Source organism: Microbacterium sp. Y-01 (assembly GCF_003856715.1).
GTDB classification, from domain to species: domain Bacteria; phylum Actinomycetota; class Actinomycetes; order Actinomycetales; family Microbacteriaceae; genus Microbacterium; species Microbacterium algeriense.
Genome location: NZ_CP024170.1, coordinates 3,639,942 through 3,656,097, shown reverse-complemented (window position 1 = coordinate 3,656,097; position 16,156 = coordinate 3,639,942). Strand labels below are relative to the sequence as shown.

18 protein-coding genes and 1 tRNA gene are annotated in these 16,156 nt (G+C 69.9%); 12 read left to right on the top strand and 7 right to left on the bottom strand.

Translation table 11 applies throughout. From position 1 onward, the window contains the following. Positions 1-49 precede the first annotated feature (49 nt). Both CSX12_RS17565 and CSX12_RS17560 read left to right on the top strand, forming a co-directional pair. Positions 50-337, top strand: a complete 288-nt coding sequence (locus CSX12_RS17565; protein WP_017203554.1) for an HU family DNA-binding protein — start codon at positions 50-52, stop codon at positions 335-337. An 84-nt stretch (positions 338-421) separates the two neighbouring features. Next, entirely contained in the window at positions 422-2,425 is a 2,004-nt protein-coding gene (locus tag CSX12_RS17560; RefSeq protein WP_124896650.1) for a cytochrome c oxidase assembly protein, read from the top strand. A gap of 18 nt (positions 2,426-2,443) precedes the next feature. Here CSX12_RS17560 and CSX12_RS17555 read toward each other — a convergent pair whose 3' ends face one another. Continuing rightward, on the bottom strand, positions 2,444-3,514 hold the full coding sequence (locus CSX12_RS17555; RefSeq protein ID WP_017203553.1) for a hypothetical protein: 1,071 nt from the start codon (positions 3,512-3,514) through the stop codon (positions 2,444-2,446). Positions 3,515-3,629: 115 nt separating this feature from the next. Here CSX12_RS17555 and CSX12_RS17550 point away from each other — a divergent pair, with 115 nt between their 5' ends. After that, positions 3,630-5,033, top strand: coding sequence for an AAA family ATPase (locus CSX12_RS17550; protein ID WP_017203552.1), 1,404 nt, complete (start codon positions 3,630-3,632; stop codon positions 5,031-5,033). 35 nt (positions 5,034-5,068) lie between these two features. Here the strand turns inward: CSX12_RS17550 and CSX12_RS17545 are convergent, their stop codons facing one another. Both CSX12_RS17545 and CSX12_RS17540 read right to left on the bottom strand, forming a co-directional pair. After that, positions 5,069-5,716, bottom strand: coding sequence for a biliverdin-producing heme oxygenase (locus CSX12_RS17545; RefSeq protein ID WP_124896649.1), 648 nt, complete (start codon positions 5,714-5,716; stop codon positions 5,069-5,071). Positions 5,717-5,793: 77 nt separating this feature from the next. Beyond that, on the bottom strand, positions 5,794-6,108 hold the full coding sequence (locus CSX12_RS17540) for a DUF2470 domain-containing protein (RefSeq protein ID WP_124896648.1): 315 nt from the start codon (positions 6,106-6,108) through the stop codon (positions 5,794-5,796). A 98-nt stretch (positions 6,109-6,206) separates the two neighbouring features. Between CSX12_RS17540 and CSX12_RS17535 the strand changes: the two genes are divergently transcribed. The 3 genes from CSX12_RS17535 (at position 6,207) to CSX12_RS17525 (ending at position 9,182) form a co-directional block, all read left to right on the top strand. Further along, positions 6,207-7,490 carry a serine hydrolase domain-containing protein gene (locus CSX12_RS17535; RefSeq protein WP_017203549.1) on the top strand — a complete coding sequence of 428 codons (1,284 nt, stop codon included), beginning with the start codon at positions 6,207-6,209 and terminating at the stop codon, positions 7,488-7,490. Between the two features lie 27 nt (positions 7,491-7,517). Beyond that, the gene (corA, locus tag CSX12_RS17530) at positions 7,518-8,534 is read left to right on the top strand and encodes a magnesium/cobalt transporter CorA (RefSeq protein WP_017203548.1); all 1,017 of its coding nucleotides are present in this window, start codon (positions 7,518-7,520) and stop codon (positions 8,532-8,534) included. A gap of 75 nt (positions 8,535-8,609) precedes the next feature. Then, positions 8,610-9,182 carry an isochorismatase family protein gene (locus CSX12_RS17525; protein ID WP_124896647.1) on the top strand — a complete coding sequence of 191 codons (573 nt, stop codon included), beginning with the start codon at positions 8,610-8,612 and terminating at the stop codon, positions 9,180-9,182. Positions 9,183-9,191: 9 nt separating this feature from the next. Here the strand turns inward: CSX12_RS17525 and CSX12_RS17520 are convergent, their stop codons facing one another. Both CSX12_RS17520 and CSX12_RS17515 read right to left on the bottom strand, forming a co-directional pair. After that, a complete protein-coding gene (locus tag CSX12_RS17520; RefSeq protein ID WP_017203546.1) occupies positions 9,192-9,407 on the bottom strand; it encodes a hypothetical protein in 216 nt (71 codons plus the stop codon). Then, on the bottom strand, positions 9,394-10,779 hold the full coding sequence (locus CSX12_RS17515) for an APC family permease (protein ID WP_124896646.1): 1,386 nt from the start codon (positions 10,777-10,779) through the stop codon (positions 9,394-9,396). The genes CSX12_RS17520 and CSX12_RS17515 overlap by 14 nt, the downstream gene beginning before the upstream one ends. A 232-nt stretch (positions 10,780-11,011) precedes the next feature. Between CSX12_RS17515 and CSX12_RS17510 the strand changes: the two genes are divergently transcribed. The 5 genes from CSX12_RS17510 (at position 11,012) to CSX12_RS17490 (ending at position 14,160) form a co-directional block, all read left to right on the top strand. Next, positions 11,012-11,662, top strand: coding sequence for an aquaporin (locus CSX12_RS17510; protein WP_017203544.1), 651 nt, complete (start codon positions 11,012-11,014; stop codon positions 11,660-11,662). Positions 11,663-11,738: 76 nt separating this feature from the next. Then, positions 11,739-12,563, top strand: a complete 825-nt coding sequence (locus CSX12_RS17505; RefSeq protein WP_241160505.1) for a hypothetical protein — start codon at positions 11,739-11,741, stop codon at positions 12,561-12,563. A gap of 9 nt (positions 12,564-12,572) precedes the next feature. Further along, positions 12,573-13,202 (top strand): DUF1684 domain-containing protein, encoded by a 630-nt coding sequence (locus CSX12_RS17500; protein ID WP_124896645.1) that lies wholly within the window; start codon positions 12,573-12,575, stop codon positions 13,200-13,202. 45 nt (positions 13,203-13,247) lie between these two features. Next, positions 13,248-13,838, top strand: a complete 591-nt coding sequence (locus CSX12_RS17495) for a dihydrofolate reductase family protein (RefSeq protein ID WP_124896644.1) — start codon at positions 13,248-13,250, stop codon at positions 13,836-13,838. After that, entirely contained in the window at positions 13,831-14,160 is a 330-nt protein-coding gene (locus CSX12_RS17490) for a hypothetical protein (RefSeq protein ID WP_124896643.1), read from the top strand. Before CSX12_RS17495 ends, CSX12_RS17490 begins: the two co-directional genes overlap by 8 nt. 5 nt (positions 14,161-14,165) lie before the next feature. Here CSX12_RS17490 and CSX12_RS17485 read toward each other — a convergent pair. Further along, positions 14,166-14,239, bottom strand: a tRNA-Gly gene (locus CSX12_RS17485). Positions 14,240-14,324: 85 nt separating this feature from the next. Next, a complete protein-coding gene (locus CSX12_RS17480; RefSeq protein ID WP_124896642.1) occupies positions 14,325-14,714 on the bottom strand; it encodes a helix-turn-helix domain-containing protein in 390 nt (129 codons plus the stop codon). Between the two features lie 86 nt (positions 14,715-14,800). On the opposite strand from CSX12_RS17480, the gene CSX12_RS17475 reads away from it, so the two are divergent. Further along, a complete protein-coding gene (locus CSX12_RS17475) occupies positions 14,801-16,156 on the top strand; it encodes an MFS transporter (RefSeq protein ID WP_164479598.1) in 1,356 nt (451 codons plus the stop codon).

Below are 16,156 nucleotides of genomic sequence, written 5' to 3'. Positions count from 1 at the left end.
GCTCCGATACCCACAACGATGCGACGGTCCTTCGTCGCTGGAGGATGACATGGCTGACAAGTCCATCACCAAGACCGAGCTCGTCGCGAGCATCGCTTCCGCCACCGGCCAGAGCCAGGCCACCGTCTCCGGTGTCCTCGACTCCCTGTTCGCCACGGTCTCCGACGCTGTTGCCAAGGGCAGCAAGGTCTCCATCCCGGGCTGGATCTCCTTCGAGCAGGTCGACACCGCTGCTCGCACGGGCCGCAACCCGCAGACCGGCGCCGAGATCAAGATCCCGGCCGGCAAGCGTGTCAAGGTGACCGCCGGTTCCAAGCTCAAGGCTGCCGTCAAGTAAGACCGCACGTCTTCGCAGGCCGCTCCCGCTCGTCGGGGGCGGCCTTCGTGCTTTCTCCCTGCCGGGCGCGCCTAGGCTGGAGGGGTGAGTTCCCGCAGCGAGTCGACGAGTCGCGTTTCGGCGTATCGCGTCGCCGGAGTCGTCCTCCTCCTCGCCGCGGCGCTCGTCGCCGTGATCCTGGCGCTCCTCGTCGGAGGCGGCGCCGAGCCACCGCTCCTGCAGGACCCGGGGCCCTTCGTGCTCTGGGGCACGCCGATCGCGAAGCTCGTGATGAACATCGCGGCGGCGGTGATGCTCGGCTCCCTCGTGCTGGCTCTGTTCGGCCTGCGTGCGGGCGAGCGGGCGTTCGATGCGGCACTCAACATCGCCTCGGTGGGCGCCGCCGTCTTCACGATCTCCGCGGGTCTGGCGGGGTTCCTGGCCTTCATGGCGGCCTTCAACCCCCAGCTCAGCATCGAACGGGAGTTCGGCACGCAGCTCGGCCGTTTCCTGCTGGAGCTGCCGCTGGGGCAGTCCTGGCTCATCACCACGATCTTCGGCGCTGTCATCACGGTGCTCGCGTTCGCCTGGCGGTCGTGGACCCCCACCCTGATCACGGCGCTGCTCGCCGCCGCGTCCTTCCTCCCGCTCGCGACGCAGGGGCATGCCGGCGACCTCGACGGCCACAACATGGCGGTCAACTCGATCCTGCTGCACACGGTCGGTGCGGCGGTGTGGCTCGGCGGTCTGCTGCTGCTCGTCCTGCTGCGCGGACGCCAGGACGTCGACACGGCGAGCCTCGTGCGCCGCTACTCCTCCCTGGCGATCGCCGCGTTCGCCGTGGTCGCCGTGTCAGGCGTCACCCGCTCGATCGTCGCGCTCGGCGGCTGGGATGCCCTGTGGGGGACGCCGTACGGCTGGATCGTGCTCGCGAAGGTGGCGCTGCTGGGCGGCATGGGGCTGCTCGGCGCGTGGTACCGCGCACGGCTGATCCCGCGGCTCGACGGTCCGCGCGCGGCCGGCTGGTTCTGGCTGCTGGTGCTGTGCGAGGTCGCCCTGATGGGGCTGGCGTCCGGTGCCGCAGCCGCCCTCGCGCGCACCCCTCCGCCCACCGGAGAGACCGCCGCGTTCGCGCAGACGCCCGCCCAGGTGCTCACCGGGTCGCCGCTGCCGCCTGAACTCACCCTCGAGCGCTGGTTCACGCAGTGGGACATCGACGTTCTCTGGCTCGTCGCCGCCGGCTTCGGGCTGTTCCTGTACCTCGCCGGAGTGTGGCGTCTGCACCGCCGCGGCGACCGCTGGCCGATCCACCGCACCGTGTTCTGGGTGCTGGGCATGCTGATGCTCGTGTGGGTGACCGGCGGGCCGATCAACGCGTACCAGGAGTACCTGTTCAGCATCCACATGCTCGGGCACATGATGCTGTCGATGGCCATCCCGCTGCTGCTCGTCTCCGGCGCGCCGATCACGCTCGCGCTGCGAGCCGTCCACAAGCGGGACGACGGGACCCGCGGCGGTCGTGAGTGGATCATGTGGGCCGTGCACTCGCCGTTCGCCCGCGTCGTCACGCACCCGTTCGTCGCCGCGGCGATCTTCATCCTGTCGCTGTGGGCCTTCTACTTCACCGATCTGGTGCGGTGGTCGATGTTCGAGCACCTCGGCCACGAGTGGATGGTCATCCACTTCCTCATCTCCGGCTACCTGTTCGTGATGAGCCTGATCGGCGCCGACCCCGTCCCGTACCGCCTGCCGTACCCGGGACGCCTGATCACGCTGATCGCGGTCATGGCCATGCACGCGTTCTTCGGCATCGCGATCATGATGCAGGAGGGGCTGATGGTCGCGGACTGGTTCGGCGCGATGGGACGCGACTGGGGTGCCGACCCGATGCAGGATCAGTACGTCGGCGGTGGCATCGCCTGGTCGATCGGCGAGATCCCCACGCTGATCCTCGCGATCACGGTCGCGATCCAGTGGAGCCGCAACGACACCAAGCTGCAGAAGCGCCGCGACCGGCACGCGGATCGCACGGGGGATGCCGAGCTCGAGGAGTACAACGCCAAGCTCGCGGCTCTCGCCGACCGCGATCGTCGCAGCGAGGGCCGCTGAGGCCGCACGCGGCTCCCGTCAGTCGATCGTCGGCTCGTCGGGCGACCCGACCCTGATCGACGCCGAGCCGTCGGGGAGGATCACGATCGTGCCGTTGAGGCGGAACGGCACGTCCTCGGACACGGGGTCGATCGAGCCGTCGAACAGCGACCGGATCTCGACGTCGACGTGCGCGACGGCATCCGTGGGCGGGATCTGCCACTGGGCGCCGTCCGGGACGACCGTCACCGTCGGCTGCTGGGCGATCGACCACTTCGGCGGAGAGGCGATGCGGTTCGTGACGCGCAGCCCGAACGGGCACGCGGTGGGCTGCAGCACCTCCTGCGTTGTGCACTGCGTGAGGAACTCCTCCACGCGCTGCTGCACGACCTCGACGAACTCGTCGGTCGGCGTGGTCTGCACGTCGAGCGGCGTCTCGGCGAGCGGGGTGTCGGCGAGCACGCCGTGGCCGGATGCCGTCGCGATCGGCGTCTCCACCGAAACGGAGTACAGGCCGGGGGTGAACACGAGCAGGGGCAGCGGGTCGAGCGGGGCCGCGTCGACCCCCGCCGCGGAGACCTGACGGCGGTCGACCTCGAAGCCGTTCACCGCGAACCGGTCGCTGCCGCGCACCGTGAGATCGACGACGGCCAGCGGGCTCGTGCGGAAACGCCAGTTCGGCGTGACGCCCGCCCATCCGTCCTGCTCGATGAGGAAGGTGCTGGTGCCCTCGTGTCCGCTCGCCCGGTAGCTGACCGTGACGGCCGTGCCGCCCTCGGCGGGCTTCTCCGATTCCACCTCGACGTCCGTCAGCGGGGCGAGCGCCGAGCGCCGGAGCATCGCCTCGGAGGCGGTGGGTGCGATTCCGGCCTCCTCGAGGGTCTCCCGGTCGATCGCGACGCCCGGAACGCGGAGGGCATCGGCGGCGCGCCCGGACGAGAGCAGGTCGAGATAGCGCACCACGAACGCGGACGGGCCGTAGAACTGCTGATAGAGCGTGGCACCGCCGGCTCCGAGAGCGGCGACGAGCATCAGGCCCACCACCGCGAGCAACGCGAGGTCAGCGCCCAGGCGCGCGCGCCGGGACGCGCTCCTCCGGGCCCGCTCCATGGCGTCAGTCTAGGAGGGCGGCCTGAGGGGACGCCGAGCGTCGGCGTCCCGGACGGGAGGCCGGGACGTAGCATGGTGGGGCGCCCCGTGTCCGCCCTCCGCCTCTGTGAGAACCGTGTCCCTTCCCGCCCTCTCCGAGGAGCAGCAAGAGCTGTTCCGGCTCATCGAGGACACCAGCGAGCACGTGTTCATCACCGGTCGCGCCGGCACCGGAAAGTCCACGCTCCTCCAGCACTTCGCGTGGAACACCGAGAAGCAGATCGCGATCTGCGCGCCGACCGGTGTCGCGGCGCTGAACGTGGAGGGGCAGACCATCCACTCTCTGTTCCGGCTGCCGATCGGCCTGATCGGGGACGCGGACATCGACCAGAACGACGCGACCCGGCGGATCCTCAACGCGATCGAGACCCTCGTGATCGACGAGATCTCGATGGTCAATGCAGACCTGATGGATGCCATCGACCGTTCGCTGCGGCAGGCCCGCGGGCGCAGAGGCGAGCCCTTCGGGGGCGTGCAGGTCGTCATGTTCGGCGACCCGTACCAGCTCGCTCCCGTGCCGCCGCGCGGCGACGAGGCCCGCTACGTGCAGGACCACTACCGCTCCTTCTGGTTCTTCGACGCGAAGGTCTGGGCCGGCCCCACAGGCTCGGGGAGCGATTCGGCAGGCTCGGCGAACGAGGGGCTCTTCGAGGTCGACACCCGCGCCGAGCTGCACGTGCGCGAACTGGTGCAGATCCACCGGCAGTCCGACGACGGGTTCAAGTCGATGCTGAACGCGGTGCGCTACGGCCGGGTGACCGCCGAGATCGCCGACGTCCTGAACACGCAGGGCGCGCGCACCCCGCCAGAGCCCGAGCCGGGCGAGGTGCCGATGATCACGCTCGCGACGCGCAACGACATCGTGAACGCCATCAACAGCCGGCACCTGGCCGCGCTGCCGGGCAAGGAGCAGACCGCGCGCGCCGAGATCAACGGCGACTTCGGACGCGGCGAGGCGGCCCTCCCCGCGGAATCGGAGCTCAAGCTCAAGGTCGGCGCGCAGGTGATGTTCCTCCGCAACGACACCGCCATGTCGGGGGAGCCCCCGCGGTGGGTGAACGGCACGATCGGCACCGTCACGCGCATCCTCGGGGGAGCGGTGCGCGTCGACATCGACGGCGAGGAGGTGGATGTGGAACCCGCCGTCTGGGAGCGGTTCCGGTACGCCTACGACCCGAACACCAAGAAGCTGTCGCGCGACGTCGTCGCCGAGTTCACGCAGTTCCCGCTGCGGCTGGCCTGGGCCGTCACGATCCACAAGTCGCAGGGCAAGACCTATGAACGCGCGATCATCGACCTCGGCTCCGGTGCCTTCGCCCCCGGTCAGACCTATGTCGCGCTGAGTCGGCTGACCTCGCTGGACGGCCTGTACCTGTCGCGGCCGCTGCGCCCCCGGGACATCCGGGTGGATGAGGATGTGCGTCGCTTCATGCGCGACGCGTGGATCGCGCGGTCGACCCCGGAGCTGCCGAAGACCTGAGCCGGACGCGCGGGCGAACCGGGGAGCGGCGGGGGTCAGGCGGCGACGCGGGCGCGGTCGAGGTCCTCGAACAGCTCGGTGTTGAAGCGGTAGGCGAGGAGGACCTCGTCGATAACGCGCTCGCGCTCGGCATCGTCCCACGGGGCGGCGTCGAGCTGCTCGCGGTACACGTCCTTGAACGCGGCGGGGTCGGCGATGTCGTCGAAGAGGTAGAACCCGATGCCGTTGGTCTCGAAGCCGAAGCGCCGCGCCATGACCCGACCGATGAAGATGCCGCCGGACAGGTCGCCGAGGTAGCGCGTGTAGTGGTGGGCGACGAATCCGCCGGCCCACGTCGCGCCCACCTGGTTGATCCGCTCGACGTAGCGCCGCGTGGTCGGCAGAGGGGTGATCTGTGCACGCCACTCCGCCCCGAGGAGGAACTCGAGGTCGGCCTCCAGCGCGGGCAGACGGGTCAGCTTGTCGCTGATGAACACGGCGGCGACGGGATCTTTGCGCATGCGCTCGCCCGCGCTCTCGAGGGCTTCGTAGATGAAGTAGTGCTGGGCGACCAGGGAGATGTAGTCCTCGCGGGAGCCTTCGCCCTTCAGGAGGTCGGACATGAATCCGGCGGTCTCGCTGCGGGAGTGCGATCCGGACGAACGCTCGCGCAGGGCGGCGGAGAAAGAGAGGATCTCGGACATGACCTCAGTGTAAGGGGAGCCTTACCTCATATGGAAGTCCGACGTCGCAGAGGTCCGCGACGGAGCCGCGGAGCCGGTCAGGCGTGCGGGCGGGGCTCGACCCCGAGGCGCGCGCAGGCGGCGTCGTAGAGGGCGACGATCTCGCGACGCACGGCGGGCCGGTCGTCGATGGCGCCTCCGGGCCAGGGGACGCGCAGCTCGGACACGGCATCCCCTCGCGTCACCTCCCAGACGCCGGCCTCTCCGTCGAAACCGGTCATGATAGACGCCGTGATGGCGGCATCGGACGGCTCGGCGAACGCGCGGGCGATGAGGAGGTTGTCGTCGGTGTGGTCGCCGTTCATGTGGCGGAGGACGGCGCTGGTCACGTCGGGATCGAAGGTGTGGGGCACGCCGACCACCTTACGCGCGAGGCCGAGGGAGGGCCGCGGGGCGGGCTTTCAGCATCGGCGCTCTAGAATCGGGAGACACGTCTTCGGGGGTTCTTCACATGCAGCTTCTCTCGTCGCGCCGGTGGCGCGCCGCAACAGCGACGGCGGCCGTGCTCGCTCTGGCCCTGACCGGATGCTCGTCCGAGGAATCGTTCTCGTACACGCCGCCCGCTCAGGTCGACGGAGCGCTGCCCGACGACACCGTCGCGGCGATGCAGGCTGCCGTCGACAACGCGATCGCCGCCTCCGGGGCTTCGGGTGCGATCGTGGGCGTCTGGGTCCCGTGGAGCGGCAGCTGGGTCTCCGCGACCGGCACCCAGAGTCGCGAGGGCGGAGGGGAGCTGTCGACCGACATGTCCTTCCGCATCGCCGATGTGACCCGTCTGATGACGTGCGACGTGCTCTACGCGCTCGCCGACGAGGGAACCGTCGAGCTCGACGCCCCCGTGCCCGAGTACGTTTCCGGCGTCGCGGACATGTCCGACATCACGCTCCTCGACCTCTGCAACGGCACGAGCGGCATCGGGTCCTCGGAGGAGACCGTGAAGGCGGCATGGGTCAACACGCCCGAGCGCGTGTGGGCTCCCCTCGAGCTCGCCGGCTACGGCCTGGCCCGTGAGCGCGTGGCCCCGCACACCACCTACCGCGATTCCGACGCCGGATACCTGATGCTCGGCCTCGCTCTCGAGCGCGCGACCGGGATGACGGCCTCCGAGCTGATCGCCGAGTACGTCACGGAGCCCCTCGGCCTCGCGGACACCTCGCTCCCCGGTCCGCGAGCCTCCGCGCCCGAGCCGTCTCCCGCCCTCAAGGGCCACTACATGTCGCCCGTCGAGGGCGGATACAACTGCGCCGCTCCGGTCGACACCACGAAGCTGTCCTCCACCTCCGGGTTCACCGACTCCGGCGCGGTCTCCACGATCACCGACCTCGGCCGCTACGCGCAGGCCGAGGCCACGCAGGCGCTGCGGACCAAGGATGAGCCGAACCGCTTCGGGTCGCCGCTTCCCGCGGACGACAAGGCGCCGTCCTGGTTCCAGGCGACCGGGGGAGGGTTCCTCGTCGGCTCGATGATCGGTCAGCACGGATGGACCCCCGGATACGCCACGGCGGCGTACTCCGACCCCGAGACCGGCTTCACCGTGGCGGTCGTGCTGAACGACTCGACGGGCGGCCCCGCCTTCGTCCAGCACCTCTCCTGGGAACTCGCGGCGATCGCCTCCAAGGCGCCGGCCGCGTCCGGGGAGACCGCTCCGGAGTTCGGCCTGCCCTTCACAGCCGAGCAGTACCACCAGGCGATCACCGACAGCGCGCTCCCGTGCGTCGCTCCCCCCGCGGGCTGATCGCCGCCTGACCGGGCGAGGGCCACCATGGCGATCATCGACAATGCGATCTACGTGGACGGTGTCCGCACCGAGAACCCGCAGAGCCTGAGCGAGACGTTCGAGCGGATGCGGGAACGCCGGGGCATGAGCTGGATCGGCCTCTACCGCCCGAGCGAGGAGGAGATCCGCGAGGTCGCCGACGAGTTCGGTCTCCATGCCCTCGTCGTCGAAGACGCCCTCTCCGGGCACCAGCGCTCGAAGCTGGAGCGCTACGGCGACGTGCTGTTCATGGTCCTGCGGCCCGCCCGGTACCTCGACGACAGCGAGGAGGTCGAGTTCGGCGAGGTGCACGTCCTGGTCGGCCCGGACTTCGTCGTCACGATCCGCCACGCGGAGTCCCCCGATCTCGGGCGGGTGCGGCGTCGGCTGGAGAGCGACCCCGCGCTGCTCTCCCACGGTCCCGAGGCCGTGCTGTACGCGATCCTGGACGAGGTCGTCGACGAGTACGCTCCCGTCCTCGCCGGTCTCGAGAACGACATCGACGAGATCGAGAGTCAGCTGTTCGAGGAGGACACCGACGCGACGCAGCGGATCTACGACCTGGGCAGGGAGGTCATCGACTTCCAGCGGGCGACGCAGCCGCTGTCGGGCATGCTCGAGGCGTTGCTTCGCGGTTCGGACAAGTACCGGGTGAGCGAGGAGCTGCAGCGGTACCTGCGCGATGTGCTGGACCACACCCTGCGCGTCAGTGACCGGGCGACGACCTTCCGCACCGTGCTCGACAACGCCCTCACGGTGGAGTCGACGATCGTCGCGCGGCGTCAGAACGAGGAGATGCGGCGGATGACAGAGCTCAGCATCCGTCAGAACGACGAGGTCAAGAAGATCTCGGGATGGGCGGCGATCCTGTTCGCGCCCACGCTGGTCGGCACGATCTACGGGATGAACTTCGACCACATGCCCGAACTGCACTGGCTGCTGGGCTATCCCATGGCGGTCGGCATGATGGTCGCGCTCGGCTTCGGCCTGTATGCCGCGTTCAAGCACAAAGGCTGGCTCTGAGGCCTGTCCGGATCCCTGCGATCTTCGACCGGGAACCGTCTTGTCGCCGGCGACGGCGCCGGGAAGGATGAGCGCATGACCACTTCCTCCACGGCCCTGCTCGTGATCGACGCGCAGGAGTCGTTCCGCAGGCGCGACGACTGGTCGACCACCGCGAATCCGGCCGTGCTCGACAACATCGCCCTTCTCGTCGATCACGCGCGCGCGTCCGGAGACGCGGTGGTGTGGATCACGCATGCCGACCCGGGCAGCGGAGGAGTGTTCGACCCGCAGAACGGCCAGGTGCGGGTGATGGCCGAGCTCGGCCAGGACGACGCGGAGACCGCGCTCACGAAGACGACCATCAACGCGTTCGCGTCGACGGACCTCCACGAGCGGCTGGAGAGCCAGGGCATCCGTCGGCTCGTCGTCTGCGGCATCCGCACCGAGCAGTGCTGCGAGACGACGACCCGCGCGGCGGCGGATCTGGGCTACGAGGTCGAGTTCGTCACGGATGCGACGACGACCTCGGACATCGCGGCTTCCGGCGCGCTCGCCGCCGTCTCGGGCGCGGACATCATGCGTCGCACCGAGAGCGTCCTCTCCGCACGCGGGTTCGCCACGATCACGACCACGCGCGAGCGGGTCGGCGCGGCGACCGCCGTCTGAGCGCTCGGCTCAGTCGGATTCCTCGTCGATCTCGACGCCGGGGCCGGGGCCGGGGCGCACGGGGGCATCGGGGGCGATGTCGATCCGGGTGTTCCCGTCGTGCTCGCTGACCTCGATGCGCGGGGCCGCGTCAGCCTCCGTGGCATCCGGCGCGGACGTCAGCTGGTCGTGACGCTTCTCCTCGCTGGTCATCTCGTCTGCGGCGTCGCGGTCAGGCGTGCTCATGGTTCTCCTCGGTGTCGGTGTCGGTGTCGGTGTGGGTCTCGGTCGTCTTCGCGGTGGCGCGCTTGCGGTTCCAGCGTGCCAGCACGTACAGGATGCCACCCACAGCCAGCAGGATGGCGCCGAAGAGCCAGACCACGGGCCGCTGCTGGGTGAGCAGCAGGATGCAGGATGCGACCCCGAGCACCGGCACGAAGGTCCAGACCCGGAAGTGGTCGTGCTCGACGTGGTCGCGCCGCAGCACGAGGACGGAGATGTTCACGCTCAGGAACACGACGAGCAGCAGCAGGACCACCGTCTCGGCGAGCGTGGCGAGGTCTCCGACGAGCGTGAGACCCATCGCGACGAGAGTGGTCGTGAGGATCGCGACCCACGGCGTCTTCCGCTTCGGCAGCACCCGGCCGAGGGTCGCGGGGAGCAGACCCTGCTCCGCCATCCCGTAGGTCAGGCGGCTGACCATGATCATGGTCAGCAGGGCGCCGTTGGCGACGGCGATCAGGGCGATCAGGCTGAACAGCCAGGAGGGGATGTCGACCCCGGTCGCCTCGACGACCGCGAGCAGCGGGCCGCTGGATTCCTGCAGCTCTTCCGAGGGGAGGGCGATGGAGCTGGCCAGACCGACCAGGACGTACACGGCACCCGCGGTGAAGAGCGCGCCGAACAGGGCGCGCGGATAGGTGCGCCGGGGGTCCTTCACCTCTTCGATCATGTTCGCGGAGGTCTCGAAACCGACGAACGAGTAGTAGGCGATGACCGCGCCGGAGAGGACCGCGATGGCGACGCTCGTCCCCTCGGGGGCTTCGGCGACGCGCGAGAGGTCGCCGCCTCCGCCGCCGACGAACACCGCCACGACGGCGACGACGATCACCAGGCCACTGAGCTCGATCGCGGTCATCACGAGGTTGGCGCCCATCGACTCGCGGATGCCGCGCGCGTTCAGCAGGCCGACGACGGCGAGGAAGACGATCGCGACGGGGATCGTCGGCAGATCGAAGAAGGTGCTCAGGTAGTCGCCGGAGAACGCGATCGCGAGGCCGGCGGCACTGGTCACACCGGCGGCGAGCATGCTGAACCCGACGAGGAACGACACGAGCGGGCTGTGGAAGGCGCGCTCGGCGAAGACGGCCGCACCTCCGGCGCGAGGGTACTTCGTGACGAGCTCGGCGTAGGAACCCGCGGTGAGCAGGGCGAGCAGCAGCGCCAGCAGCAGGGGCGCCCAGAGCATCCCGCCGACCTTCTCGGAGAGCACGCCCATCAGCGCGTAGATGCCGGCTCCCAGGACGTCGCCCAGGATGAAGGCGAACAGGAGCGGGCCGGTGATCGCGCGCCGCAGTCGCGTGGGAGTCTCGGCGCGGGGCGCAGTCTCGGTCGTCATCCTTGCACGGTAGGAGCAACCGCGGGAGGGCCGCCACGGGGTTGACAGCGCGGCGACGGATCCGCATCGGCCGGTCCGTGCTCAGCGGATTCACAGCTTCACCGCGCGGCATCCGGAGCCGCCGAGGTCGTCCCGCTACTGTCGGTGCCGCAAGACGGGTGCGTCGGCCCGGAGATCGCGGGTGGAACGGGCAGCGCTTCCTTTCTCGATTCCCACAGAAAAGGGCATTCTCATGACCGGAACGGTACGTACGGCGCTCGCAGAGGCGATCGCCACCTTCCTCTTCGTCCTCGCGATCATCGCGGCGGTGAACAGCGACAGCCCGCTGACGCCGCTCGCGATCGGCTTCACCCTGATGGTGCTCGTCTATTCGACGGGCCACATCTCGGGGGCCCACCTCAACCCGGCCGTCTCGGTCGGCGTGTTCCTGCGCGGCGGCCTGAGCGTCGTCGACTTCATCGCCTATGTGGTCGCCCAGTTCGTGGGTGGAGCGGTGGCGGCGCTCGTCTCGCTCTCGGTCTGGCCGGTGGGCGAGAAGGCCATGGTCATCGAGGTGGGACCGGCGTTCCTCGTCGAGGCGCTGTTCACGCTCATCCTCGTCTGGGTCGTGCTGAACACGGCCACGTCGAAGGACACCGCGGGCAACTCGTTCTACGGTCTCGCGATCGGTGCGACCGTGTTCGTCGGCGCGGCGACCGTCGGCTCGATCTCGGGCGGCGGCTTCAACCCGGCGGTGGCGCTGGGGCTGTCGGTCAGCGGTCACTTCGCCTGGAGCTCGCTGTGGCTCTACATCGTGGCCCCGGTCGTCGGCGCCGTGATCGCGGCGCTCCTGTTCCGTCTGCTCAACACGGACGACGCCAAGAAGATCGCCGCGGCGGAGTAACGCCCCTCGACCTGCGCGAGCGCCGCATCCTCTCGGAGGGTGCGGCGCTCTCATCGTCTGTGGGACATTGGGAGCGATGGATCACATGCCGGCGCCTCGTCGCACCCTTCTCGTCGGATTCGGCAAGCTCGGCGCGCGCCTCGCCCCGCGGCTCCTCGCTGCGGGCGGCGAGGTCTTCGCCCTGCGGCGCGGGGACGGCGCGCTGCCCGCCGGTATCACCGGGGTCCGCGGAGACCTGTCCGCCCCCCTGCCGTCGCCGCTGCCCGAGGTCGATGCCGTGCTCGTCACGCTGCCGCCGGGAGAGGGGCCGACCGCCTACCGCACAGCGTTGACGCATCTCGGGGACGCCCTGCCCCGCGTCCCTGCCCGGACGGTCTTCGTCTCGTCGACCGGGGTGTTCGAGGGGACGACCGCCGAGCGCCCGATCACCGAGCGGGACGAGCCCGTGGCGGCGAGCGGACGCTCTGCGGCGATCCGCGACGGCGAGCGGGCCGCGGCCGACCTGTTCGATGCGGTGGTCGTCCGCCCGGCCGGGATCTACGGTCCCGGTCGCGAGTTCCTGCTGCGGAGGGTGCGCGCCGGGGAGGGCGTCGATCACGCTCGACGCACGAACCGGATCCATGAGTCCGATCTGGTGCGCGCACTCGACCTGATGCTGCGGATGGACGACCCGCCCGCGCTCCTGCACGCCGTCGACCGGAAGCCCGCCCCGCTCGGGGACGTCGTGCGGTTCCTCGCCGCGCAGCTCGGCGTCGACGTGCCGCCGGACAGCGGATCGGGGGTGCCGAGTGGTCTGGTGCACGACGGCTCGCTGCTGCTCTCGCTCCTGGGAACGCTCGAGCATCCGACGTACGAGTCGGGATATGCGGACATGATCGCGTCCTCCCGGATCGCCCCGTAGCCTGGGGCGATGACGACCACTCCTGCACGCACGGCGCTCGAGGTCGTGGACTGGCGACGCCGCGTGTTCGCGCTCTACGACGCTGTCCGCCGTGCCGAGTCGCCGGAGGACGCGCATGAGCTCTGGCGGATCGAGCGCGACGACCTGATGCGTCGCCATCCGGCGACGCCGCTGCTGCCGGAGGACCGCGTGCTGTTCGAGGGGCTGCCCATCGCCTCGTACGATCCGCAGTGGCGCTTCGAGCTGCCCATCCTTCCGGCCGATCCCGGTGGCTTCGAGTTCCCGACCGGGACCGACGGCGTCGTGCCGTTCGAGCGCATCGGACGGGTGGAGGTCCCGGACGTCGGGTCGCTCGACGTCTGGCGACTGATGTCGTACGGCGGCGGCCTCTTCATCCTCGTGCGGGACGCGCTGGCCGGGCGCCCCGGCGGCACGTACGGCGGCGGCCGCTACCTGATCGACACGATCAAGGGTGCGGACCTCGGGTCCGATCCGGCTCGCGGGACGATCGTGCTCGACTTCAACTTCGCGTACAACCCCTCGTGCGCGTACGACCCGGCGTGGGCGTGTCCGCTCGCGCAGCCGGGCAACGTCCTCCCCGTGGCCGTTCCCGTGGGAGAGCTGTACGACGTATCCTGAGCCGAACCGAGGGAACCGCGCGGCGCATCGAAGGAGAGCGACGAGATGAGACCACTTCGCTACGCGATCAACGTCACCCTCGACGGCTGCTGTCACCACGAAGCCGGCCTCCCGCCGGATGAGGAATCGATGCGCTTCTGGACGGCCGAGATGGAGCGCTCCGATGCGCTCCTCTACGGTCGGGTGACCTACGAGATGATGGAGTCCGCGTGGCGCCGGCCCGCCTCGGGCGCCTGGCCGGACTGGATGGACGAGTGGGAGATCCCGTTCGCCGAGGCCATCGACCGGACCAGGAAGCATGTCGTGTCGAGCACGCTGGAGCGGGTCGATTGGAACGCTGAGCTGGTCGAGGGAGACCTGGCAGCGGCCGTCGAACGGCTGAAGCAGCAACCCGGCGAAGGACTCTCCGTCGGAGGCGTCCGACTCCCGCTGGCGCTCGCCGAGCGTGGGCTCATCGACGAGTACGTGTTCGTCGTGCACCCGGTCGTCGCGGGACACGGGCCGCGGCTGCTCGACGGACTGCCCGAGCGCCTGGAACTCGACCTCGTGGACCGCCATGATTTCCGCTCGGGAGTATCCGTGCAGCGCTACCGTCCGATCGGCGCAGACAACGAAGAAAGGCGTTCGCATGAGTGACCTCGTCGTCGAGATCCACGTTCCGCTGACTCCCGCCGAAGGGCTCGCCGAAGGGGACTACCCCTTCCCCTGGATCGAGACCATCGAGGAGGGCTTCCTCTTCCAGCTGGAGGAGGGCTCCGGGTCGGGGGAGGTGTTCGACGATGGGGAGGAACTCGGCGACGAGTATCTCTTCTTCGTCTGGAACGCCCCCGAGGACGCCCTCATCGAGCTGGCCCGCCAGGTGGCGAATCTGCCAGGGGTGCCGCACGGGGTCTACGCCGTCGTGACCAGCAGCGACGCGGGAGAGATGGGCACGGGGCGGCGCGTCGAACTCGGTTGACCTTGTGGAGGGGCTGACGGGAATCGAACCCGCGCTGTCTGCTTGGGAAGCAGAAGTTCTACCATTGAACTACAGCCCCGAACCCGCTCGAGAGCAGGTGAGGGAAAGCCTACCCGTCGCGGGGGCGATGGCCAAAGCGCATCGCCGGATGCGCCGGACGACCGTCAGGCGACGGCTTCGTTTTCGGCCGTCTTCGCGGCGGACGCCTCGCGCTGCGTCCCGGCGTAGAGCGTGCCCCAGGCCGTCAGCTCGGCGAGCAGGGGAGCGGCACTCGCGCCGAGGTCGCTGAGCCGGTACTCGACCTTGGGCGGAACCTGCCGGTACACGGTGCGGATGATGAGCCCGTCGTCTTCGAGCTCCCGCAGCTGGCGGGTGAGCACCCGGGCGGTGGGGTCCTTCAGGAGTCGTCCGAGCTCGCCGAAGCGCAGCACCCCGTGCTCGCCGAGCAGGGTCAGGATGCTGGGTTTCCAGGCGCCGCCGAGGACGGCGATCGACACCTCGGCGTCGCAGGAGTCGGTCCATTCGTGGATGATCCGCTCGGTCTTCTCGCGCATCGGAGCCTCCTCGGTATCCAAACGGTAAGTACGTGTCAGAAATGACCGTACTTGTCGCTCCTGCCTGTACTTTACAGAATGAGATCGTGACCTCGACCCCCTCTCTCCTCGGACAGCGCTCGACCCTTCGGCTGTGGCTCGCCATGGTCCCCCTTCTGCTCGGAATCCTCGTCGGGGCGCTCGCGATCAGCAGCGTCTCCACCGCCCTCCCGGCGATCCGCGCCGACCTGCACCTGAGCGACATCGAGGGGCTCTGGCTCGTGGACGTGTACGCGCTGTCGCTCGCCGCGACGCTGATCGTGGCGGCGCGGATCGGGGATGCGTTCGGCCGGAAGACGATCGTGCTGATCGGGCTGGCGGGGTTCGCGGTGCTCAACGTCGTGGGCGGTCTGGCCACGAGCGGTCTGCTGCTGATCGTGGTCCGTGCGCTGCTCGGCGTCGCGGAGGCGTTCGTGGTCGCGGGAGTCGTCGCCACCATCGGAGCGAAGTTCCACGCCAGGGAGCGCGTGCTCGCCTACGGGTTGTGGACGGCGACGTTCGGCACCGGAAGCGCGCTCGGACCCGTGCTCGGCGGCATCCTGGCGGAGGGCCCCGGCTGGCGCTGGCTGCTCCTGGGCAGCGTGCCGCTCGCGGTGCTGGCCGGAGCGCTCGCCGTCTGGCTCGTGCCGGATTCGCGCAGCTCGCAGCGGCCGTCCTGGGACGTGCTCAGCATCCTCTCCTCGATCGTGGCGCTCGGCGCCCTCGTCTTCGCGCTGCACGAGATCCTCGCAGCGCCCGCGTCCGCGGCGGTGGCGGCCGTCATCGCCGTGGTGAGCCTGGTGTTCTTCGTGCGCAGGCAACGTCGTCTCCGCGACCCGCTGATCGACATGAGCGTGTTCCGGGTGCCGGGCTTCAGCCCCGCCGTGATCCGGATCATCGTCGCCAGCGGTGCCTCAGCGGCCTCGGTCCTGCTGGTCAGTCTGCACCTGCAGGACACGCGGGGCCAGAGTGCTGCGGAGGCGGGCATCGCACTGCTGCCGCAGGCCGTCGCGATCGCGCTCGGCGGCGTCCTCGCACCCGTCGCGCTCCGGTGGCTCTCGGCGAACCGGCTCACCGTGCTGGTCCTGCTGCTGCAGGCCGCCGGACTCGGATGGCTCGCGCTCGATCCCGCTCTCGTCGCCCTTCCCCTGGTGCTGGTCGGGCTCGGCTTCGGCGTCGGCGGGACCCTCGCCGCGACCGCTCTGTTCGAGGTGACGACGGAGGACCACGCCGGGCAGGTCGGCGCGATCCAGGAGGTGAGCTTCGCGCTCGGCGGCGGACTCGGGATCGCGGTCTTCGGCACGATCGCCGCCGTCCTGGCGACGGGCGGGTTCGTGGCTGCCGTGCTCACCGCGGCCGCAGTGGTGACGGCGGCGGCACTGCTGCCCCTCCTCCGCGGCCGAGCGGTGCGCACCGAGATCTGA

Bases quoted from the DNA above. Each gene is read 5' to 3' on its own strand.
- CSX12_RS17520 (WP_017203546.1), bottom strand. From the start codon at position 9,407: ATGAGCACGCCTGACCGCGACGCCGCAGACGAGATGACCAGCGAGGAG.
- CSX12_RS17525 (WP_124896647.1), top strand. From the start codon at position 8,610: ATGACCACTTCCTCCACGGCCCTGCTCGTGATCGACGCGCAGGAGTCG.
- CSX12_RS17545 (WP_124896649.1), bottom strand. From the start codon at position 5,716: ATGTCCGAGATCCTCTCTTTCTCCGCCGCCCTGCGCGAGCGTTCGTCC.
- CSX12_RS17555 (WP_017203553.1), bottom strand. From the start codon at position 3,514: ATGGAGCGGGCCCGGAGGAGCGCGTCCCGGCGCGCGCGCCTGGGCGCT.
- CSX12_RS17480 (WP_124896642.1), bottom strand. From the start codon at position 14,714: ATGCGCGAGAAGACCGAGCGGATCATCCACGAATGGACCGACTCCTGC.
- CSX12_RS17500 (WP_124896645.1), top strand. From the start codon at position 12,573: ATGACGACCACTCCTGCACGCACGGCGCTCGAGGTCGTGGACTGGCGA.
- corA (WP_017203548.1), top strand. From the start codon at position 7,518: ATGGCGATCATCGACAATGCGATCTACGTGGACGGTGTCCGCACCGAG.
- CSX12_RS17515 (WP_124896646.1), bottom strand. From the start codon at position 10,779: ATGACGACCGAGACTGCGCCCCGCGCCGAGACTCCCACGCGACTGCGG.
- CSX12_RS17505 (WP_241160505.1), top strand. From the start codon at position 11,739: ATGGATCACATGCCGGCGCCTCGTCGCACCCTTCTCGTCGGATTCGGC.
- CSX12_RS17565 (WP_017203554.1), top strand. From the start codon at position 50: ATGGCTGACAAGTCCATCACCAAGACCGAGCTCGTCGCGAGCATCGCT.
- CSX12_RS17495 (WP_124896644.1), top strand. From the start codon at position 13,248: ATGAGACCACTTCGCTACGCGATCAACGTCACCCTCGACGGCTGCTGT.
- CSX12_RS17510 (WP_017203544.1), top strand. From the start codon at position 11,012: ATGACCGGAACGGTACGTACGGCGCTCGCAGAGGCGATCGCCACCTTC.
- CSX12_RS17490 (WP_124896643.1), top strand. From the start codon at position 13,831: ATGAGTGACCTCGTCGTCGAGATCCACGTTCCGCTGACTCCCGCCGAA.
- CSX12_RS17535 (WP_017203549.1), top strand. From the start codon at position 6,207: ATGCAGCTTCTCTCGTCGCGCCGGTGGCGCGCCGCAACAGCGACGGCG.